This window comes from Nocardioides asiaticus (genome assembly GCF_040049175.1).
Taxonomy (GTDB): domain Bacteria; phylum Actinomycetota; class Actinomycetes; order Propionibacteriales; family Nocardioidaceae; genus Nocardioides; species Nocardioides cheoyonin.
Genome location: NZ_JBDZDM010000005.1, coordinates 138,389 through 155,281, shown reverse-complemented (window position 1 = coordinate 155,281; position 16,893 = coordinate 138,389). Strand labels below are relative to the sequence as shown.

Sequence of the window (16,893 nt, the reverse complement as noted above, 5' to 3'; positions counted from 1 at the left end):
GGCAGGCTAAGGCCGTGACCGACACGAGCACCAGCGCGTTGTACGACGTCGCGGCGATCCGCGCCCACTTCCCGGCCCTCGACGGGGGCGCCGCGCACTTCGATGGACCGGGCGGGTCGCAGACGCCCGACGTCGTGGCGCAGGCGGTCTACGACACGCTGACCCGCCCGCTCGCCAACCGCGGCGACGTCACCCCGGCCGAGCGCAACGCCGAGGACGCGGTGGTCGCCGGCCGCGCGGCGATGGCGGACCTGCTCGGCGTCGAGCCGGAGGGGGTGATCTTCGGCCGGAGCATGACCCAGAACACCGTCGACCTGGCCCGCACGCTCGCCAAGGAGTGGGGGCCAGGCGACGAGGTGGTCGTCACCCGGCTCGACCACGACGCCAACGTCCGGCCGTGGGTGATCGCGGCCGAGCGCGTCGGCGCGACCGTGCGGTTCGCCGACTTCGACCCGGAGACCGCCGAGCTCGACCCGGCCCAGGTCGAGCAGGTCCTCTCCCCCGCCACCCGGCTGGTCGCCGTCACCGCCGCCTCGAACCTGATCGGCACGATGCCCGACATCGCCGCGATCGCCGCGGCGGCGCACGCGGTCGGCGCGCTGGTCCACGTCGACGGGGTGCACTACACCGCCCACGCGCTCGTCGACGTCCCCGCCCTCGGCGCCGACCTCTTCGCCTGCTCGCCGTACAAGTTCCTCGGCCCGCACTGCGGCGTCACCTACGGCCGGCCCGACCTGCTCGAGCGGCTCTCCCCGGACAAGCTGCTCCCCTCCACCGACGCGGTGCCGGAGCGGTTCGAGCTCGGCACGCTGCCGTACGAGCTGATGGCCGGTACGGCGGCCGCGGTGGACTTCCTCGCCGACCTCGCGCCCCGCGCGGCAGGTCCGGACGCGTCCCGGCGCGAGCGGCTGGTCGCCTCGCTCACCGAGCTGCAGGCGCACGAGGACACGCTGCTGGCGCGGCTCGAGCCGGCGCTGGCGCAGTTGCCGGGGGCGAGGCTGCACTCGCGCGCCGTCCGGCGTACGCCGACCCTCCTGGTGACCTTCGCCGACCACGACGAGCAGGAGATCAGGCGGTTCCTCGGCGAGCGCGGCGTCAACGCGCCGGCCGGCTCGTTCTACGCCTACGAGACCTCGCGCCGGCTCGGGCTCGGCGACGCCGGCGGCCTGAGGATCGGGCTGGCCCCCTACACCGACGGCGGCGACGTCGACCGGCTGCTCGACGCGCTCAGGGAGTACGCCAGCCGCTGAGCGGCGTCCGTCAGCGCGACTCCCACCGGACGCCGTAGCGGGAGATCGGCTGCAGCGCGTCGAGGAGCTCCTGGCCGCGCCGGGTGAGCCGGTAGTGGATGCTCACCGGGGTCGTCGGCTCGACGACCCGCTCGACGAGCCGGGCGTGCTCGAGCTCCTTGAGCCGGACCGACGCCATCCGGTCGGAGAGGCCGGAGACGGACCGGGTGATCTCGCTGAACCGGCTCGCCCCGCGCCCGAGGGCGAGCAGGATCCCGCTGTTCCAGCGCCGGCCGACCAGCTCGAGGATCCGGCTGGCGCTCCGACACATCTCGTCGTCGATCTGGTGGCGCATCTGCTCCGCCGCGCGCCGGGTCGCGCGCTCGGCCTCGGGCGGGACGGTGGTCTGTCGGGTGGTCACTCACCGAGAGTAAGTCCCTTACGCGCGGCTGGCGAGCCCTTTGCCGTACGCCGATGCTGGGGGCATGCCCGACTACGGACACCCGTTGCGGTTCGGAACCTTCATCACCCCGGTCAACTCCCCCGTCGACCAGCCCGTCGAGCTGGCGGTGCTCAGCGAACGGCTCGGCTTCGACCTGGTCACCTTCCAGGACCACCCGTATCTGCCCGCGTTCCACGACACCTGGACGCTGCTGACCTGGGTGGCAGCGCGGACCGAGCGGATCGGGTTGTCCGGCAACGTGCTGAACCTCCCGCTGCGGCAGCCGGCCGTCCTGGCCCGCTCCGCGGCGAGCCTCGACCTGCTCTCGGGCGGCCGGTTCTCGATGGGGCTCGGCGCGGGCGGCTTCTGGGACGCGATCGAGGCGATGGGCGCCCGCCGGCTCACGCCGGGGCAGGGCGTCGACGCGCTCAGCGAGGCGATCGACGTCATCCGCGGTGTTTGGGACGTCGCCGAGCGCCGGCCGCTGCGCGCCGGCGGGGAGTACCACCACGTCGCCGGCGCCAAGCGCGGTCCCGAGCCGGCCCACCCGATCCCGATCTGGCTGGGGGCCTACAAGCGCCGGATGCTCCGCCTCGTCGGGGAGAAGGCCGACGGGTGGCTGCCGTCGCTGCCGTACATGAAGCCCGGCGACCTGCCGCGCGGCAACGCCGTCATCGACGAGGCGGCCACCGCCGCAGGGCGCGACCCGCGCGAGATCACCCGGCTGCTCAACGTCACGCCGGACGTCTCGGCCGAGGATCTCGCCCGGATGGCGCTCGAGGACGGCGTCAGCGTCTTCATCGTGATGGGCGACGACCCGGACCCGATGCAGCGGTACGCCGAGGAGGTCGTCCCGGCGGTCCGCGAGCAGGTGACCCGCGAGCGCGCCCGCCGCGGCAGCGAGCCGGCCGACCGGGTCCGCAGCTCCTTCGCGCTCGCCAAGCGCCGGCCGGGCATCGACTACGACGGCGTACCCGCGTCGCTCCTCGACCGTGCCGTCGAGCCGGGCGACCCGGGCTACGCGCGCTACACCTCGTCCTACCTCCGCGGCGGGGCGCCCGGCCTCGTCCTGCGCCCACGAACGGTCGCCGAGGTCCAGGACGCCGTGGCGTACGCCGACCGGCATCGCGAGCTGCCGCTCGGGATCTTCAGCGCGGGCCACGGGCTGTCCGGACGGTCGATCAACGACGGCGGCCTCGTCGTCGACGTCGGCGCGCTGAACGGCATCGAGGTGCTCGACCCGGCGACCGGCCACGTGCGCCTCGGCCCCGGGGCGCGCTGGATCGAGGTGGCGCGGGTGCTCGCGCCGTACGGCCTCGCGATCACCAGCGGCGACTACGGCGGCGTCGGGGTCGGCGGGCTCGCGACCACCGGCGGCATCGGCTGGTTCGCGCGTGAGCACGGGCTCACCATCGACCACCTGCGCTCCGTCGACGTCGTGCTCGCCTCCGGCGAGCTCGTCCGGGCGAGCACCGAGGAGGAGCCCGACCTGTTCTGGGCGATGCGGGGCGCGGGCGCGAACTTCGGCGTCGCGGTCTCCTTCGAGCTCACCGCCCGCCGCGTCGGGCGGGTCGCCTTCGCCCAGCTCGTCTTCGACGCCACCGACACCGCGACGTTCCTGACCCGCTGGGGTCACGCGCTCGAGGCCGCCGACCGCTCGGTGAGCGGCGAGGTCGTCCTCGCGCCCGGACAGCCGGGCAGCCCCCGCTACGCGCAGGCGTACCTCGTCGTCGACGCCGACGACCCCGACACGATCGTCGAGCGGCTGCAGGGCGTCGCCGGCATCGCCCCGCTGGTCGACCAGTCGGTCGGCGTGGCCAGCTACGACCAGGTCATGGGCGCGCTGTACGACGGCGCAGCGCAGCAGGGCTCCGGCGAGCCGCTGGCGCACTCGGGCCTGCTCGCGCACCTGACACCGGAGTTCGCGGCCCGGTCCGCGGAGCTGCTCGACGCAGGGGCGTCGTACTTCTTCCAGATCCGGTCGGTCGGCGGCGCGGTGGCCGACGTGCCGAGCGAGGCCACGGCGTACGGCTGGCGTGACGCCAACTTCTCCGTCGTCGCGTTCGGCTCCCGCGCCGCCGACCTCGACCCGTGGTGGCGGCGGCTGGAGCCGCACCTCGAGGGGATGTACCTCAGCTTCGAGAGCGACCAGGGACCCGACGTCCTCGCCCGGGCCTTCCCGACCGGCCACCTGTCGCGACTGCGGCAGCTCAAGCGGCGGTACGACCCCGACGGGCTCTTCCGGGACAACTTCTTCATCGACCCCGCGGCCGAGGAGGGCGCCGCCTAGCCCAGGTTGATCAGCCCAGGTTGATGAGCACGATCCCGGCGGCGACGACCGCCGCGGCGACCGCCCGCCACGGGCCGAACCGCTCGTGGAAGAAGACCGCTCCGATGATCGAGCCGACGATGATCGAGGTCTCCCGCAGCGCGGCGATCGGCGCGAGCGCACCGCGGGCCTGGGCCCACAGGACGGCGCCGTACGCCACCAGCGAGACGGCGCCGCCGACCAGCCCCGTCCACAGCGACGGCCGCAGGTCGGCGAGCAGCCGCCGGCCGCGTACGCGGAGCGCGACCAGCGGGATGACCGGCCCCTCGAGGAAGAACGCCCAGCCGGCGTACGTCCACACCGAGGTGCGGTGGACGCCGAGGCCGTCGACGACGGTGTACGCCGCGATGAGCAGCCCGGTCAGGAGCGCCGCCCCGAGCGCCGGGCACGCGTCGCGGCCGGGAATCCCGCCGACGAACACGAGCGAGAGCAGGCCGATCGACACCACGACGACCCCGACCAGCTCCCAGGCCGGCAGCCGGTGGCCGAGCACGACCACGGTCACGACCGCGACGACCCACGGCGAGGTCCCGCGGGCCAGCGGGTAGACCTGGCTGAACTCGCCTAGCTGGTACGACGCGAACAGCGCCAGGCTGTAGACCGCGTGCAGCACGACGGTGGCAAGGACGAAGGGCCAGGCGCGCGGCTCGGGCAGCCCGACGAACGCGCACAGCGTGCCGGCGAGCACGGTGTAGGCGACGCCGATCAGGGCGAAGCCGACCAGCCGGTCCCGGATCCCGTGCGCGAGCGCGTTCCACGTCGCGTGGAGCACCGCCGACGCCAGCACCACGGCAACGACGACGGGACTCATCACCGCCGACGCTAGCGGATGCCTACGCGACCAGGACCTCCGCCACCCGGCGCCGGAGCTCCGGCAACAGCTCCTCGGCGAACCACGGGTTGCGCGCCTGCCAGCGGAAGTTCAGCGGCGACGGGTGGACGAGGGGTACGACGTCGGGCAGATGGTCGCGGAACGCGCGCACCCGGTCGGTCAGCGACGGCCCCGGGCCGAGGTAGTGCCGCTGGGCGTAGGCGCCGATCAGCAGGGTGAGCCGGACCGCGGGCATCTCGGCGAGGATCGGCGGGTGCCAGCGCTCGGCGAACCCCTTCCGCGGCGGCAGGTCGCCGTGGGCGCCGCGACCGGGGTAGTAGAAGTCCATCGGCAGGATCGCGAAGAGCTCGGGCGTTCGGAAGGTCTCCTCGTCGACACCGAGCCAGCCCAGGAGCGTCGCCCCGCTCGCGTCGGCGAACAGCCGGCCCGCCTCCTGCGCCCTCCGACCCGGCGCCTGGCCGACGATCAGCACCCGCGCCGCCGGGTGCGCGGTGTAGAGAGGGGCCCAGCCCTGCTCCGTCGCCCACCGGTTGTCGGGGTCGGCGACGATCGCCGCATGGATCTCCTCGAGCGGGGTCACTCGTCGCTCGCCGACCGGTCGCCGACGTACTCCCGCAGGGCGGGGTCGGCCGAGACCAGCCGGTCCACCTCCTCGCCCGCGGTACAGGTGCGCAGGCTGACCGTCAGCCCCGCCGGCGTACGTGACAGGACACGCCAGATCCCGCCGGACTCCTCCCACCGACGGAGGAGAGCGACCGGGTCGCGCGCGTCGGACATCAGCCCTGCTGGCGCAGGTAGCGCCCGAAGTGCGGGACGGTGAAGGCGATCCGGCCGCGCTCGCCGGAGTAGATCAGGCCCTTCTTGAGCAGCGCGTCGCGGGCCGGGGAGAGGGACTGCGGCTTCTTGCCGAGCACCGCGGCGACGTCGGCGGTGGCGACCGTGCCGACGTCGTCGCCCTGTTCGTCGGGCACGGCGAGCTCCACGGCCGCGTCGGCCATGGCGCGCAGGTAGTCCCGCTCGGCCGGCGTGGCCCGCTCGTAGCGCGACCCGAAGAAGCCGACCGCCAACTCGCGCTCGGCCTCCGGCGCGGCGACCTCGACGTCGCCGGCGTTGATCGGCGAGCGCGGCGCGAGGTCCCAGACGGTCTTGCCGTAGGCCTGGATGAAGTACGGGTAGCCGCCGGTCGCGGCGTACATCGCGTCGAGGGCGTCGGTCTCGAACTCCGCGTCCTCCTCACCGGCCGGCGCCTGGAGCGCCCGGTCCGCGGCCTCGCGGGTGAGCCGGTCGATCCGCTGGTAGGAGAAGAGCCGCTCCGAGTAGGACTTGCTCGCCGACAGCACCGCCGGAAGGTGCGGCAGCCCGGCGCCGACGACGATCACCGGCAGCCCGGACTGGCTGATCTCGTGGCACGCCGCGCACAGCGCGGAGACGTCGTCGGGGCCGAGGTCCTGCATCTCGTCGATGAAGACGCCGACGCCCTTGCCGACGTCGGCGGCGAGCCCGCCGATGTCGCTGAGCAGCTCGACGAGGTCGATCTCGATGTCGCCGGAGTCGGCCCGGCCGCGTACGGCGGGCGCCTCGATGCCCGGGGACCACTGCTCGCGGAGCTTCGCGTGGGGGCCGGCCTCCCGCTGGGCGAAGCTGCGGATCACCCCGAGCACGTGGTCGACCTGGTCGCCGGCCGGGTGGCCGAGCTCGCGGACCGCCTGGTGGAGGGCCGAGGAGAGCGGGCGGCGCAGCGACTGGTCGGGCCGGGCCTCGAGCTTGCCGGTCCCCCAGCCCTTGCGTACGGCGGCGGAGCGGAGCGCGTTGAGCAGCACCGTCTTGCCGACCCCCCGGAGGCCGGTCAGGACGAGGCTGCGCTCCGGGCGCCCCTTCGCCACCCGCTCGAGCACGACGTCGAAGGCCCGCAGCTGCTCGTCGCGACCGGCGAGCTCGGGAGGTCGCTGGCCCGCGCCGGGGGCGTACGGGTTGCGGATCGGGTCCATGATCGGACCGTATCCGCCTCTCTAGCGGCCGCCCTAGATTTCGCTAGCGAGTCGCATCGAAGGACGACTCGACCGGCCCTAGTGGCGGCTCGGCGCCCGTAGACTGGGCGCCATGCCCGAGCTGCCCGAGGTGGAAGCCCTCGCCCAGGACCTGCGCGGGCGGCTCGAAGGCCGGGCGATCGCCAAGGTCCACATCGCCGCCTTCAGCGCGCTGAAGACCTTCGACCCGCCGCTGTCGGCGATCGAGGGGACGCTCGTCGACGACGTGACGCGGCACGGCAAGTTCTTGGACATCGAGGCCTCCGGGCTTCACCTCGTCCTCCATCTCGCCCGGGGCGGCTGGGTGCGCTGGCGCGACGAGGTGCCGGCGGTGCCGCCGCGGCCCAACAGCAAGTCCGGGCTCGCCACCCGGATCGTCCTCGACTCCGGCGCGGGCCTCGACGTCACCGAGGCGGGCACGAAGAAGCGGCTCGCGCTCTACGTCGCGCGCGAGCCCGGCGGCGTACCCGGCATCGCCACGCTCGGTCCCGACCCGCTCACCGACGAGTTCACCGTCGAGGCGTTCCGGGCGATCCTCGCCAAGGAGGGCCGCAAGCAGATCAAGGGAGTCCTGCGCCACCAGGGCACGATCGCCGGGATCGGCAACGCCTACTCCGACGAGATCCTGTGGGCGGCCCGGATGTCGCCGTTCAAGCCCGCGGATCTCGACGAGGAGGAGTCGGAGGTCTTGTACGACGCGCTCCGCTCCACCCTCGCCGACGCGGTCGAGCGCTCCCGCGGGCTGGCGATGTCGGAGCTCAAGGGCGAGAAGAAGTCCAACCTCGCCGTCCACGGCCGTGCCGGCCAGGCCTGCCCGCGGTGCGGCGACACGGTCCGCGAGGTCAGCTTCGCCGACTCCAGCCTGCAGTACTGCCCCACCTGCCAGACCGGCGGCAAGCCGCTCGCCGACCGACGGCTGTCCAAGCTCCTGAAGTAGCCTGTTGCATCGTGAGCATCCCCACCATCGAGCTCGACAACGTGCCCGAGCCGCTGCCCGTGCCCGTCCTCGACGTACGCGAGGACGACGAGTGGGAGGCCGGCCACATCGACGGCGCCGTCCACATCCCGCTGAGCGAGCTGCCCGCCCGGCTCGGTGATGTGCCGGAGGGCCAGACCCTGGTCGTGTGCAAGGCGGGCGGCCGCAGCGCGCAGGCAGTGCTGTATCTCGCGCAGCAGGGGTACGACGTCGTCAACCTCGCCGGCGGGATGCTCGACTGGGAGGCCGCCGGCCGGCCGATGGTGAGCGAGACGGGCGATGCCCCCTCGGTGCTGTGAGCGCCGATCAGTAGCAGTGGTCGATCATCCAGCCGGTCAGCGCCTTGATGGCCTTGGAGCTGAGCTTGAAGTCGCTCGGGTCGAAGTCGCTCGCACCGGTCAGCAGCTCCTGCTCCCAGCCGGTGCGACCGGCGCGGGGAAGCGCTGACGGCGTGCCGATCTGCACGCGGTCGTACTCGTACCTCTCGTACGCATCGGTGTCGCTCGGGTCGATCTTGCTGATCTTGCGGTAGGCGGTGCAGAACTGCTGCTCCCCGGCGTTCGTCGGGGCGCCCTTCACGTCCGCCACCGTGTAGGTAGTGCCGGACCCTCCGCCCCCGCCGCCCCCGTCGGTCGGCTGGTCGGTCGGCTCTTCTGTCGGCTCGTCGGTGGGCTCGGTCGGCTCGGTCGGCTCGGTCGGCTCGGGGTCCTCGCTCGGCTCGGGCTCGGGCTCGGCGCTCGGGGACGCACTGGCCTCGACCGGGTCGGCGTGGCTGGCCGTCAGGCTGGGATCGTCGTCGGACTTGTTGTCGACCACGACGACGACCGCGATCGCCGCGATGAAGAGGGCGAGGATGCCGCCGCCCACGCCGAGCATCATGCCGCGGCTCGGCTTGCGGCCGGCCCCGGCGGGTGAGGCGTACGCCGCCGCACCCCACGGGGGCTGGTGTCCCATCCGTCCTGGCTGTCCGGGCTGTCCTTGGTGCCCCGGCTGACCGACGGGCCAGGCGGGCTGCTGCGGGCGAGCTGGCTGCTGCGGCGGCACCGGCGGCACCGGCGGCACCGGCGGCATGGGCGCGCCGCGGACGACGGTGGCGTCCTGCGACGGCGTACCACCCGTCGGCGGCGGTGAGGCAGGCGGTGAGGCAGGCGGCGCCGCCGGCTGCGCGGGCGCCTCCCGGGTGTGCTCGGTCCACTGGCTGCCGTCCCACCAGCGGATCGTGCCGTGGCTGTCGTGGTACCAACCCGCCGGCGTCTGGCTCATGGTGCCCCCCTTCGCGTGCGCGCCGGGTGCGCGCGCAGGCCACCTTCCCCGACCGGGCGGGTTCTAATCCTCAGCAGTCGCGCCCGGCGTCGGCGCCGGCGAAGGCCGGCGGGAGCGGCAGGGCGAGGGCTCGGTCGAGCCGGTCGAGGTACTCCGCCCGCGGGATCTCGACGACCCCGAGCGAGGCGAGGTGGGGGGTCTGCCACTGCACGTCGAGGAGCCGGTCGGCGACGACCTCCGGTGGTCCGTCGCAGAGCGCCTCGACGAGCCCGACGAGCGCGACCTTCGACGCGTCCCGCTCGCGGTGGAACATCGACTCCCCGGCGAACAGCCCGCCGATCGCCACGCCGTACAGCCCGCCGGCCAGCCGGCCGTCGCGCCACGCCTCCACGGAGTGGGCCCAGCCGAGCCGGTGCAGCTCGACGTACGCCGCCCTGATCCGGTCGTCGATCCAGCCCTGCGGGCGGCGCGGGTCGGCGCACCCGTCCACGACCCCCTCGAAGGCGGTGTCGATCCGGATCTCGAAGTCGCGGGTCGACCTGCGCAGCGATCGGGAGACCTTCAGCCCGTGGAGCGGCAGCACACCTCGTTCCACCGGCGAGAACCACAGGATCGGGTCGCGTGCCGACTCGCCGGGCATGGGGAAGAGCCCGCGTCGGTACGCCGCCAGGACGGTGCCGGGGGCGAGGTCGGCGCCCATCGCGACGAGGTCGTCGAGCATGCCGTCGGCGCGCGGGTCGCGCAGGTCGGCGAAGACCCATCGGGTCGGCTCGGGCTCGCAGGGCACGAGTCGACGGTAGCGGCACGCCGTACGCCGACCTACCGCTCCGTAGGATCGCGGCATGGTCAACCGCAGCAAGGCCCTGACGACGGCCGCCGGCGCGCTCGCCCCGAAGCTGGTGGAGCTCGCGCCGGGCGTCACCTCGGGTGTCATCCGCCAGGCGCTCCACCGCGCGATCGTGGGCGTCGGCCCGCTGCCCGGTGCGGCCGCGGCGGCAGAGAAGCAGCTGAAGGAGCAGAAGGGCGACACCGGGAAGGCGGTCCGCGAGGTGATCGAGAACCACGTCGCCCTCGCCTCGGCGGGCGGTTTCGCGACCAACCTCGGCGGCCTCGCCACGATGACGCTGACGGTGCCGGCCAACGTGAGCGGGCTGGCGATCATCCAGTCGCGGATGGTGGCGGCGATCGCGCACCTGCGCGGCTACGACCTCGAGGACCCGCGGACCCGGAACGCCATCCTCGTCTGCCTGCTCGGCTCCGAGCGGGTCTCCCGGCAGGTCAAGCGCAAGAAGCTGCCGGCCCCGCCGATGGCGATCGCGACCGCGCCGGCCTACGACCCGGCGCTCGACAAGGTGGTCGCCACGGAGGTCGCCGCCGAGATGCTCAGCCGGGTCGCGGGCAAGCGGCTCGCGGCGACCGTCGGCAAGCGGATCCCCGTGATCGGCGGCGTGGTCGGTGCCGGCACCGACGCGTGGACGACGTACCAGATCGGGCGCTACGCCGCCCGCGAGCTCCTGCCCCGCGCGAAGCGGTAGACGCGCAGCAGCCCGCGGCCCCAGGCCCGCCGCTCGAGGGCGAGGTAGAGCCGCCGCAGCGGGTTGGCGTCCTCCGAGCGGCGCAGCGCCTCGCGCGTGTCGGCGAGCTCGGCGCCCAGCCGCCGCTCGAGGTGGCGGAGCCGGGCGTTCTCGACGAGGAGCGCCTCGATGACGTCGAGGGCGGCGCCGTTGACCTGGCGCGGTCGGGGCCGGTCGGGGTCGGCGTAGGAAGCCGGGTCACCCGGGTTGCCGATGAGCTCGTCGAGCGAGCCGACGACGTCGTACGACCGCGAGCGGAGCTCGTCGACCCACTGCCGGGAGAGGTACTGGACCCACGGTGCGATCTCCGGGGGCAGGGCGAGCCGGGGCGAGGCGCGCCGCCGCGACAGGACACGGTGGGCGAGCAGCTCGCGGACCAGCGGGCGGTAGTCGGCCGGCTCGACGACGCCGTTGGCCTTCAGGTTGATCCGGCGCAGCAGCGCCGTCTCGGGTGCGCCGAGGGACGGGTTGGACCGCTCCTCGGCCAGGTCGAGGTCGAGCCCGTCGAGTCCGAAGGTGTGGCTGAACCGCTTCCAGAGCAGGTCCCGGTCGCTGCCGGGCGGGGGCACGGTGACGAGATGGATCTGGTCGGGCGGCAGCCGGCTCCCCCACCGGTCGAGGATGTCGGGCAGCTCCTGGACACCCCAGAACCACGCACCCACCCTGGTGCTCCGCGCCGGGTCCTGGATCTGGGACAGGAAGCGGTGGTAGGTCAGCGTGCTGCGGTGCTTGACGTTCTCCTGCCACTCTGCCGGGATCTGCCGGACGAGGTCGCGCACCGAGAGGACGAGGTGGACCTCGCAGCCCTCCCCGAACGACGCGAGGGCCCGCTCCGCCTGCTGGCGGGAGGCGTTCGCGAGGATCTCGTGGCTGACGATGACGGTGTCGCCGTCCGGCACCTCGCGTACGGCGGCGGCCAGCCGCTCCCAGGCACCGACGGCCTCCGCCTCGAGGCCGCCCCACGGCATCGTCATCAGGTCGAGCGCGGCGAGGAAGTGTGCATCGAACCGGTCGGCCGGGTAGTGGATGCCGTGGTCGGCGAGGAGGTCGCGGTTGCGGAACAGCACGTCCTGGAGGTACGACGTGCCGGTCTTCGGCGTGCCCACGTGGAGCAGCACCCGCTTCACGCGTTCCTCCTCGGTCCGTCGACCAGCAGCCGGAGGGTCAGGGCCAGCGCCCGCTCCGTGTCTGGCGCGGGGCCGGTGGCTGCCGGGGCGGCCGCCTGCCGCGGGAGCAACAGGTCTGGGTCGCCACAGAAATCGTAGCCATCGGCGACGAGCGCGTCGCGCTGGGCCCTCGCCTGCGTGGCGACCCAGTCGCGGTGGCGGCCCGGCACCGCGAGCGCCGGTGAGGCCGGGGTCGGCGGCGAGACACGGCGCAGCCGCGGGAGCAGTCCGCGGCGCAGCAGCCGGGCCCGCTCCTCGGGTCCGACGAGCAACGCGAGCGCCGGGCCGACCTGGCGGGCGACCTCCGCGGCGTCCGCGGAGATCCGCGGCCGGCCGGGCAGCGGACCACGGGTGCCGAGCAGCTCGGGGAGCCGGTTCGGGTCGAGGACGACCCTGACCCGCTCCCGGCCGATCCGTTCGACCCACCACCGCGCGATCCGGACCAGGTCGGCACGGGCCGGGAGCCCGCCCCGGCGTACGACGCGGTCCAGCCAGGTGTCGAAGGCGACCACGCCCTGGCCGAAGCAGCGGGCCGTCCACACGTCGCAGAGCATCTCGTCGACCGGCGCCCCGACGACGTACACGGTCATCCCGCGTCCGCCCTCCGGCCGTCCGCGCCGGCCCAGCTCGTCGCGGAGCGGGCCGGTGAGCCAGCCGTCGCCGGCGATCCGGTAGCGGGCGCGCAGGCGGCGTCGCCACCGCGACCGCGGCTCGGGGTCGACGGCGCCGGCGACCAGGTCCTGGGCGAGCAGCAGGCTCGCCCCGCGCAGCAGCTCCGCGGACCCGAGGCCGGCAGGGTCGACCGGCGCGACGCCGTACGCCGGCGGCGGGCCGTCACCCGCGAGCGGCAGGCCGCGCCGCCCGCGGCCGGGGGCGGTGGTGGTGAGCACGCGCTCGGCCAGCGCCTGCGGCACCGGCCCGGTCAGGTTGAGCCGGCGGAGCAGCTCCAGCTGCTCCGCGCCGGGCAGAGCGCCCGCCATGACGGGCTCGGCAGGTGCCTCGCCCCGCCAGGCGGCCCACGGCGTGGTGCCGCCCGCGCGCAGGTGCGCGGCCCAGCCCCAGCCCCGAGACTCCGTGGCGGTGACGTTCATCGGCCGCCCCGGGCGCGACGTACGACGTTGGCCATCTTGGTCTTCAGCGCGATGTCGGGGTCCGGCCGCCGGCCGGCCTCGAGGATGACGGCGACGAGGGCGTCGAGGGCGGCGTCGGCCACCTCGCGGGGCCGGGGCTTGTCGGGGTTGACCCACTCCGTGCCCTCGACCGGGCGGACCGGGCGGAGCTCGTCGAGGTCGCCGACGACGTCGATCTTGGCGCCCTGGGCCCACTCGATCCAGCTGTCGGCGACCTCCTCGGCCCAGTCGTACGCGTCCGGCGGGAGGGTCGCCCGGGTCATGTCGTCGCGCTGGGCGAGCGTGCGGTGGGCGATGATCTCGCGGACGATCTTGCGGTAGTCCTGGCCGGCGAAGTCCTCGTCGAGGAGGAGCGCGTTGACCCGCCGCAGCAGGGTCGTCTCCGCACTGCCGAGCGACGGGTTGCGGCGGTCGCTCTCCTCCGGCGCCCACGAGGGGTCGATCCCGATGACGTCGCAGAACCGCAGCCAGAGCGTGTCCTTGGGCGCTCCGGGCTGCGGCACGGTGATGAGGTGGACCCGGTCCGGCGGCAGGTTGCAGCCCCAGCGGGTCAGCACGTCGGGCAGCCCCTGGACCCGCCAGAACCACCGGTTGGCGTGGGTCTGCTTCGCCTTGCGGACCTGCCGGAGATAGCGGCGGAAGCTGCTCCGTCCGTTGTGCTTCACCTGCTCCTGCCACTCGGCGGGAAGCTGCCGGGCGATGTCCCGGGCGCTGTAGACGATGTGGACCTCGAACTCCTGGAGGTCCTTCATGGCGCGCTCGACGTGCTGCGGCCGGGCGCCGGCCAGGATCTCGTGGCTGAGCACGATCGTGGGGGCGGGGTTGCGGCGTACGCGACGCATCAGGGCGGCCCACTCGCCGTTGGCCTCATCGCGCAGCCCGCCCCACGGACGCTCGATCAGGTCGAGGGCGGCCTCGAACATGTCGTCCTTGAGCCCGATCGGGTAGGCGATGCCCTCCCGCTCCAGCCGGGCGCGGTTGAGGAAGAGCCGGTCCTGGAGGTAGGTGGTGCCGGTCTTCGGCGCTCCGACGTGGACGTAGACCCTGCGAGTCATGCAGGAGATTGTGACCCACCGGGGCCCGCTCGGCGTTATCGGGAGGAGGCTGCGCTAATCGCGTGTCGGGGCCAGCGCGCGTACGACGGCGCTGGGACTCGGCCGGCCGGTCTCGCGGGCCAGCCAGGCGCTCGTCTCGACGAGCTTCGTGAGGTCCACGCCGTGCTCGATGCCCAGGCCGTCGAGCATCCAGACGAGGTCCTCGGTGGCGAGGTTGCCGGTGGCGCTCTTGGCGTACGGGCAGCCGCCGAGCCCGCCGGCACTGGCGTCGTACGTCGTCACGCCGGCGCGCAGGCCGGCGAGGGTGTTGGCGAGCGCCTGGCCGTAGGTGTCGTGGAAGTGCAGCGCGAGCCGATCGACCGGCACCCCCGCGTCGGCGTACGCCGCCACGAGCGCGGTGACGTGGCCCGCGGTGCCGACGCCGATCGTGTCGCCGAGGCTGAGCTGGTCGGCGCCGAGGTCGAGCAGCCGCGTGCCGGCCGTGACGACCTGGTCGATCGGCACCCGGCCCTCCCACGGGTCACCGAAGCACATCGACACGTAGGCCCGCACCGTCAGGCCGGCCGCCTTGGCGCGGGAGACGACCGGCTCGAACATCGCGAACTGGCCGTCGTAGGTCTGGTTGAGGTTCTTGTTGGCGAACGTCTCGGTCGCGCTGCCGAAGATCGCGACGTGGGTCAGGCCGAGCTCGAGGGCGCGGTCGAGGCCGCGCTCGTTGGGGACGAGGACGGGGAGCCCGCGGGCGGCGTCGCCGAGCCGGTCAGCGAGCATGCGCTCGAGCTCCGCCGCGTCGGCGAGCTGCGGCACCCACTTCGGGTGGACGAAGCTGGTCGCCTCCACCGGCGCGAGCCCGGCGCCGAGCAGCCGCGCGATCAGATCGGCCTTGGTCTCGGTCGGGATGGTCAGCTGCTCGTTCTGCAGGCCGTCCCGGGGGCCGACCTCGTAGATCGTCACCGCCGGCGGCAGGCCGTCGAGGGGTACGACGGCGGGCAGCCCGGTCAGGTTCTCAGTCATTCGCCGCCTCCTCAGCCTCTGCCGCCTCTGCCGCCTCCGCCGGCTCCACGGCGAACAGCTCCGCTCCGAGTGCCACCTGGGCCCCGACGACCGCGGCCACGCTGGTGACCCGGCCGGCGAACGGCGCCTTGAGCGACACCTCCATCTTCATCGCCTCCATCACCCCGAGCACGTCCCCCTCGGCCACGTCGTCGCCTTCAGCCACCCGCACCTCGAGGACGGTGCCCGGCATCGGGGCGTCGACGCTGCCGCCGCCCTCGTGCGCGTGCGGCCCGGCCACGCGGTCCGGGGGCTCGAAGACGAACCGCTGGCCCTCGTGCACCACCTCGACCCGCGGCCCCTGGATCGCGACGGTCGCTCGCTCGGCGACCCCGGGCGGGAGCGGGCCGACGGTGACCGGCTCGTCGAGAGGTACGACGACCGGCGCCGGCGGTCCTCCGAGGCGGAACCCGTCGGCCCGGAACGGCCCGGCGTCGGCGTACCTGCTCCGCTCCGCGACCGCGTGCGCGGCGATCTGCCGGGCGAGCGTCGGGTCGGGCGCGGGGAGGTCGTGGCGGTCGAGCCAGGCGGTGTCGATCGCCGCGTCCCGGAACTCCTCGCTCGCCGCCAGCACCCGGAGGAAGCCGGTGTTGGTGGTCAGGCCGAGCACCGCCGTCTCGTCGAGCGCCCTCACCAGCGCCCGCCGGGCGGCCTCGCGGTCCGGGCCGTGGACGATGATCTTCGCGAGCATCGGGTCGTACGCCGTGCTCACCACCTGGCCGCTCTCGAGGGCGTGGTCGACCCGCGCCCCGGTCGGCCAGCGCACCCGTGTCGCCGTCCCGGCCTGGGGAAGGAAGCCGTGGAAGGAGTCCTCGGCGTACACCCTGACCTCGATGGCGTGCCCGTCGGTGCGTACGTCGGACTGGGCGATCGGCAGCGGCCGGCCCCCCGCCACGGCGAGCTGCAGGGCGACGAGGTCGAGTCCGGTCACGGCCTCGGTGACGGGGTGCTCGACCTGGAGGCGGGTGTTCATCTCCAGGAAGTACGCCTCGCCGGTCGTCTCGTCGAGGAGGAACTCGACGGTCCCGGCGTTGACGTAACCGACCTGCCGGGCGAGCGCGACGGCGCTGCCGGTGACCAGCTCGCGCTGCTCGGTGGTGAGCGTCGGCGCCGGCGCCTCCTCGATCACCTTCTGGTGGCGGCGCTGGGTGGAGCAGTCCCGCTCGCCGAGGTGGATGACGCTGCCGTGCGCGTCGGCGAGCACCTGGACCTCGATGTGCCGGCCGCGCTCGACGTACCTCTCGATCAGCAGCGTGTCGTCGCCGAACGCGTTCAGCGCCTCGCGCGCGGCGGCCGCCTTCGCCTCCTCCAGGCCGGCGGGGTCGCGGACGACGCGCATGCCCTTCCCGCCGCCGCCTGCCGCGGCCTTCACGAGCAGCGGAGGGGTCGCCGTGTCGCCCTGCGGCACCACGGGCACGCCGGCCTGGACCGCGATCTCGCGGGCGGCGTCCTTGCGGCCCATCTGCTCGATGACGTCGGCCGGCGGGCCGACGAAGACGAGCCCGGCCTTCTCGACCGCGCGGGCGAACTCCGCCCGCTCGGACAGGAACCCGTAGCCGGGGTGCACCGCCTGCGCGCCGCTCTCCACCGCGGCCGCGACGACGGCGTCGACGTCGAGGTAGGAGGGCACGCGTACGGCGACGTCGGCATCACGCACGTGGGGAGCGGCGGCATCGAGGTCGGTGTGGACCGCGACCGTGCGCAGCCCGAGCGCCCGCGCCGTGCGGAAGACGCGGCGGGCGATCTCGCCGCGGTTGGCGACGAGGAGCGTGTGGATCTCCCCCGTCGTCGGGCTCGTCGAGACGTCCATCGGCATC

General features: G+C 74.2%; 17 protein-coding genes. 5 read left to right on the top strand and 12 right to left on the bottom strand.

Annotated features, from left to right (window positions below; genetic code table 11):
• The first annotated feature begins 14 nt into the window (after window positions 1–14).
• Window positions 15–1,250, top strand: coding sequence for a cysteine desulfurase-like protein (locus ABLE53_RS18280; RefSeq protein ID WP_348860546.1), 1,236 nt, complete (start codon window positions 15–17; stop codon window positions 1,248–1,250).
• 10 nt (window positions 1,251–1,260) lie between these two features.
• On the opposite strand, the gene ABLE53_RS18275 is transcribed toward ABLE53_RS18280, so the two are convergent.
• Entirely contained in the window at window positions 1,261–1,650 is a 390-nt protein-coding gene (locus tag ABLE53_RS18275) for a winged helix-turn-helix transcriptional regulator (RefSeq protein ID WP_348860545.1), read from the bottom strand.
• 64 nt (window positions 1,651–1,714) lie between these two features.
• Between ABLE53_RS18275 and ABLE53_RS18270 the strand changes: the two genes are divergently transcribed.
• Window positions 1,715–3,961, top strand: coding sequence for an LLM class flavin-dependent oxidoreductase (locus ABLE53_RS18270; protein WP_348860544.1), 2,247 nt, complete (start codon window positions 1,715–1,717; stop codon window positions 3,959–3,961).
• A gap of 10 nt (window positions 3,962–3,971) precedes the next feature.
• On the opposite strand, the gene ABLE53_RS18265 is transcribed toward ABLE53_RS18270, so the two are convergent.
• From ABLE53_RS18265 to ABLE53_RS18250, 4 genes are read right to left on the bottom strand one after another with little or no spacing between them, the layout of a single operon-like run.
• Window positions 3,972–4,811 (bottom strand): EamA family transporter, encoded by an 840-nt coding sequence (locus ABLE53_RS18265; RefSeq protein ID WP_348860543.1) that lies wholly within the window; start codon window positions 4,809–4,811, stop codon window positions 3,972–3,974.
• A 22-nt stretch (window positions 4,812–4,833) separates the two neighbouring features.
• A complete protein-coding gene (locus tag ABLE53_RS18260) occupies window positions 4,834–5,412 on the bottom strand; it encodes a uracil-DNA glycosylase family protein (RefSeq protein ID WP_348860542.1) in 579 nt (192 codons plus the stop codon).
• On the bottom strand, window positions 5,409–5,609 hold the full coding sequence (locus ABLE53_RS18255) for a hypothetical protein (RefSeq protein WP_348860541.1): 201 nt from the start codon (window positions 5,607–5,609) through the stop codon (window positions 5,409–5,411). The genes ABLE53_RS18260 and ABLE53_RS18255 overlap by 4 nt, the downstream gene beginning before the upstream one ends.
• A complete protein-coding gene (locus tag ABLE53_RS18250; protein WP_348860540.1) occupies window positions 5,609–6,820 on the bottom strand; it encodes an AAA family ATPase in 1,212 nt (403 codons plus the stop codon). The genes ABLE53_RS18255 and ABLE53_RS18250 overlap by 1 nt, the downstream gene beginning before the upstream one ends.
• Before the next feature lie 112 nt (window positions 6,821–6,932).
• On the opposite strand from ABLE53_RS18250, the gene ABLE53_RS18245 reads away from it, so the two are divergent.
• Window positions 6,933–7,796 (top strand): Fpg/Nei family DNA glycosylase, encoded by an 864-nt coding sequence (locus ABLE53_RS18245; protein WP_348860539.1) that lies wholly within the window; start codon window positions 6,933–6,935, stop codon window positions 7,794–7,796.
• Window positions 7,797–7,807: 11 nt separating this feature from the next.
• Complete coding sequence (locus tag ABLE53_RS18240; RefSeq protein WP_348860538.1) at window positions 7,808–8,134, top strand: rhodanese-like domain-containing protein; 327 nt, start codon at window positions 7,808–7,810, stop codon at window positions 8,132–8,134.
• Between the two features lie 7 nt (window positions 8,135–8,141).
• Here ABLE53_RS18240 and ABLE53_RS18235 read toward each other — a convergent pair whose 3' ends face one another.
• Both ABLE53_RS18235 and aat read right to left on the bottom strand, forming a co-directional pair.
• Window positions 8,142–9,098: a DUF2510 domain-containing protein gene (locus ABLE53_RS18235; RefSeq protein WP_348860537.1), complete on the bottom strand. Its 957-nt coding sequence runs from the start codon at window positions 9,096–9,098 to the stop codon at window positions 8,142–8,144.
• A gap of 70 nt (window positions 9,099–9,168) precedes the next feature.
• Window positions 9,169–9,885: a leucyl/phenylalanyl-tRNA--protein transferase gene (aat, locus tag ABLE53_RS18230; protein WP_348860536.1), complete on the bottom strand. Its 717-nt coding sequence runs from the start codon at window positions 9,883–9,885 to the stop codon at window positions 9,169–9,171.
• A 55-nt stretch (window positions 9,886–9,940) separates the two neighbouring features.
• On the opposite strand from aat, the gene ABLE53_RS18225 reads away from it, so the two are divergent.
• Window positions 9,941–10,633: an EcsC family protein gene (locus tag ABLE53_RS18225; RefSeq protein ID WP_348860535.1), complete on the top strand. Its 693-nt coding sequence runs from the start codon at window positions 9,941–9,943 to the stop codon at window positions 10,631–10,633.
• On the opposite strand, the gene ABLE53_RS18220 is transcribed toward ABLE53_RS18225, so the two are convergent.
• The 5 genes from ABLE53_RS18220 to ABLE53_RS18200 are packed head-to-tail and all read right to left on the bottom strand — an operon-like array spanning window position 10,594 to window position 16,892.
• On the bottom strand, window positions 10,594–11,799 hold the full coding sequence (locus tag ABLE53_RS18220; protein WP_348860534.1) for a hypothetical protein: 1,206 nt from the start codon (window positions 11,797–11,799) through the stop codon (window positions 10,594–10,596). The two genes, ABLE53_RS18225 and ABLE53_RS18220, sit on opposite strands and share 40 nt — an antisense overlap.
• Complete coding sequence (locus tag ABLE53_RS18215; protein WP_348860533.1) at window positions 11,796–12,929, bottom strand: hypothetical protein; 1,134 nt, start codon at window positions 12,927–12,929, stop codon at window positions 11,796–11,798. Before ABLE53_RS18215 ends, ABLE53_RS18220 begins: the two co-directional genes overlap by 4 nt.
• Window positions 12,926–14,023 (bottom strand): hypothetical protein, encoded by a 1,098-nt coding sequence (locus ABLE53_RS18210; protein WP_348860532.1) that lies wholly within the window; start codon window positions 14,021–14,023, stop codon window positions 12,926–12,928. The genes ABLE53_RS18215 and ABLE53_RS18210 overlap by 4 nt, the downstream gene beginning before the upstream one ends.
• Before the next feature lie 54 nt (window positions 14,024–14,077).
• Window positions 14,078–15,037 carry a hydroxymethylglutaryl-CoA lyase gene (locus ABLE53_RS18205; protein WP_348860531.1) on the bottom strand — a complete coding sequence of 320 codons (960 nt, stop codon included), beginning with the start codon at window positions 15,035–15,037 and terminating at the stop codon, window positions 14,078–14,080.
• Window positions 15,030–16,892, bottom strand: coding sequence for an acetyl/propionyl/methylcrotonyl-CoA carboxylase subunit alpha (locus tag ABLE53_RS18200; protein ID WP_348860530.1), 1,863 nt, complete (start codon window positions 16,890–16,892; stop codon window positions 15,030–15,032). Before ABLE53_RS18200 ends, ABLE53_RS18205 begins: the two co-directional genes overlap by 8 nt.
• Window position 16,893 lies beyond the last annotated feature (1 nt).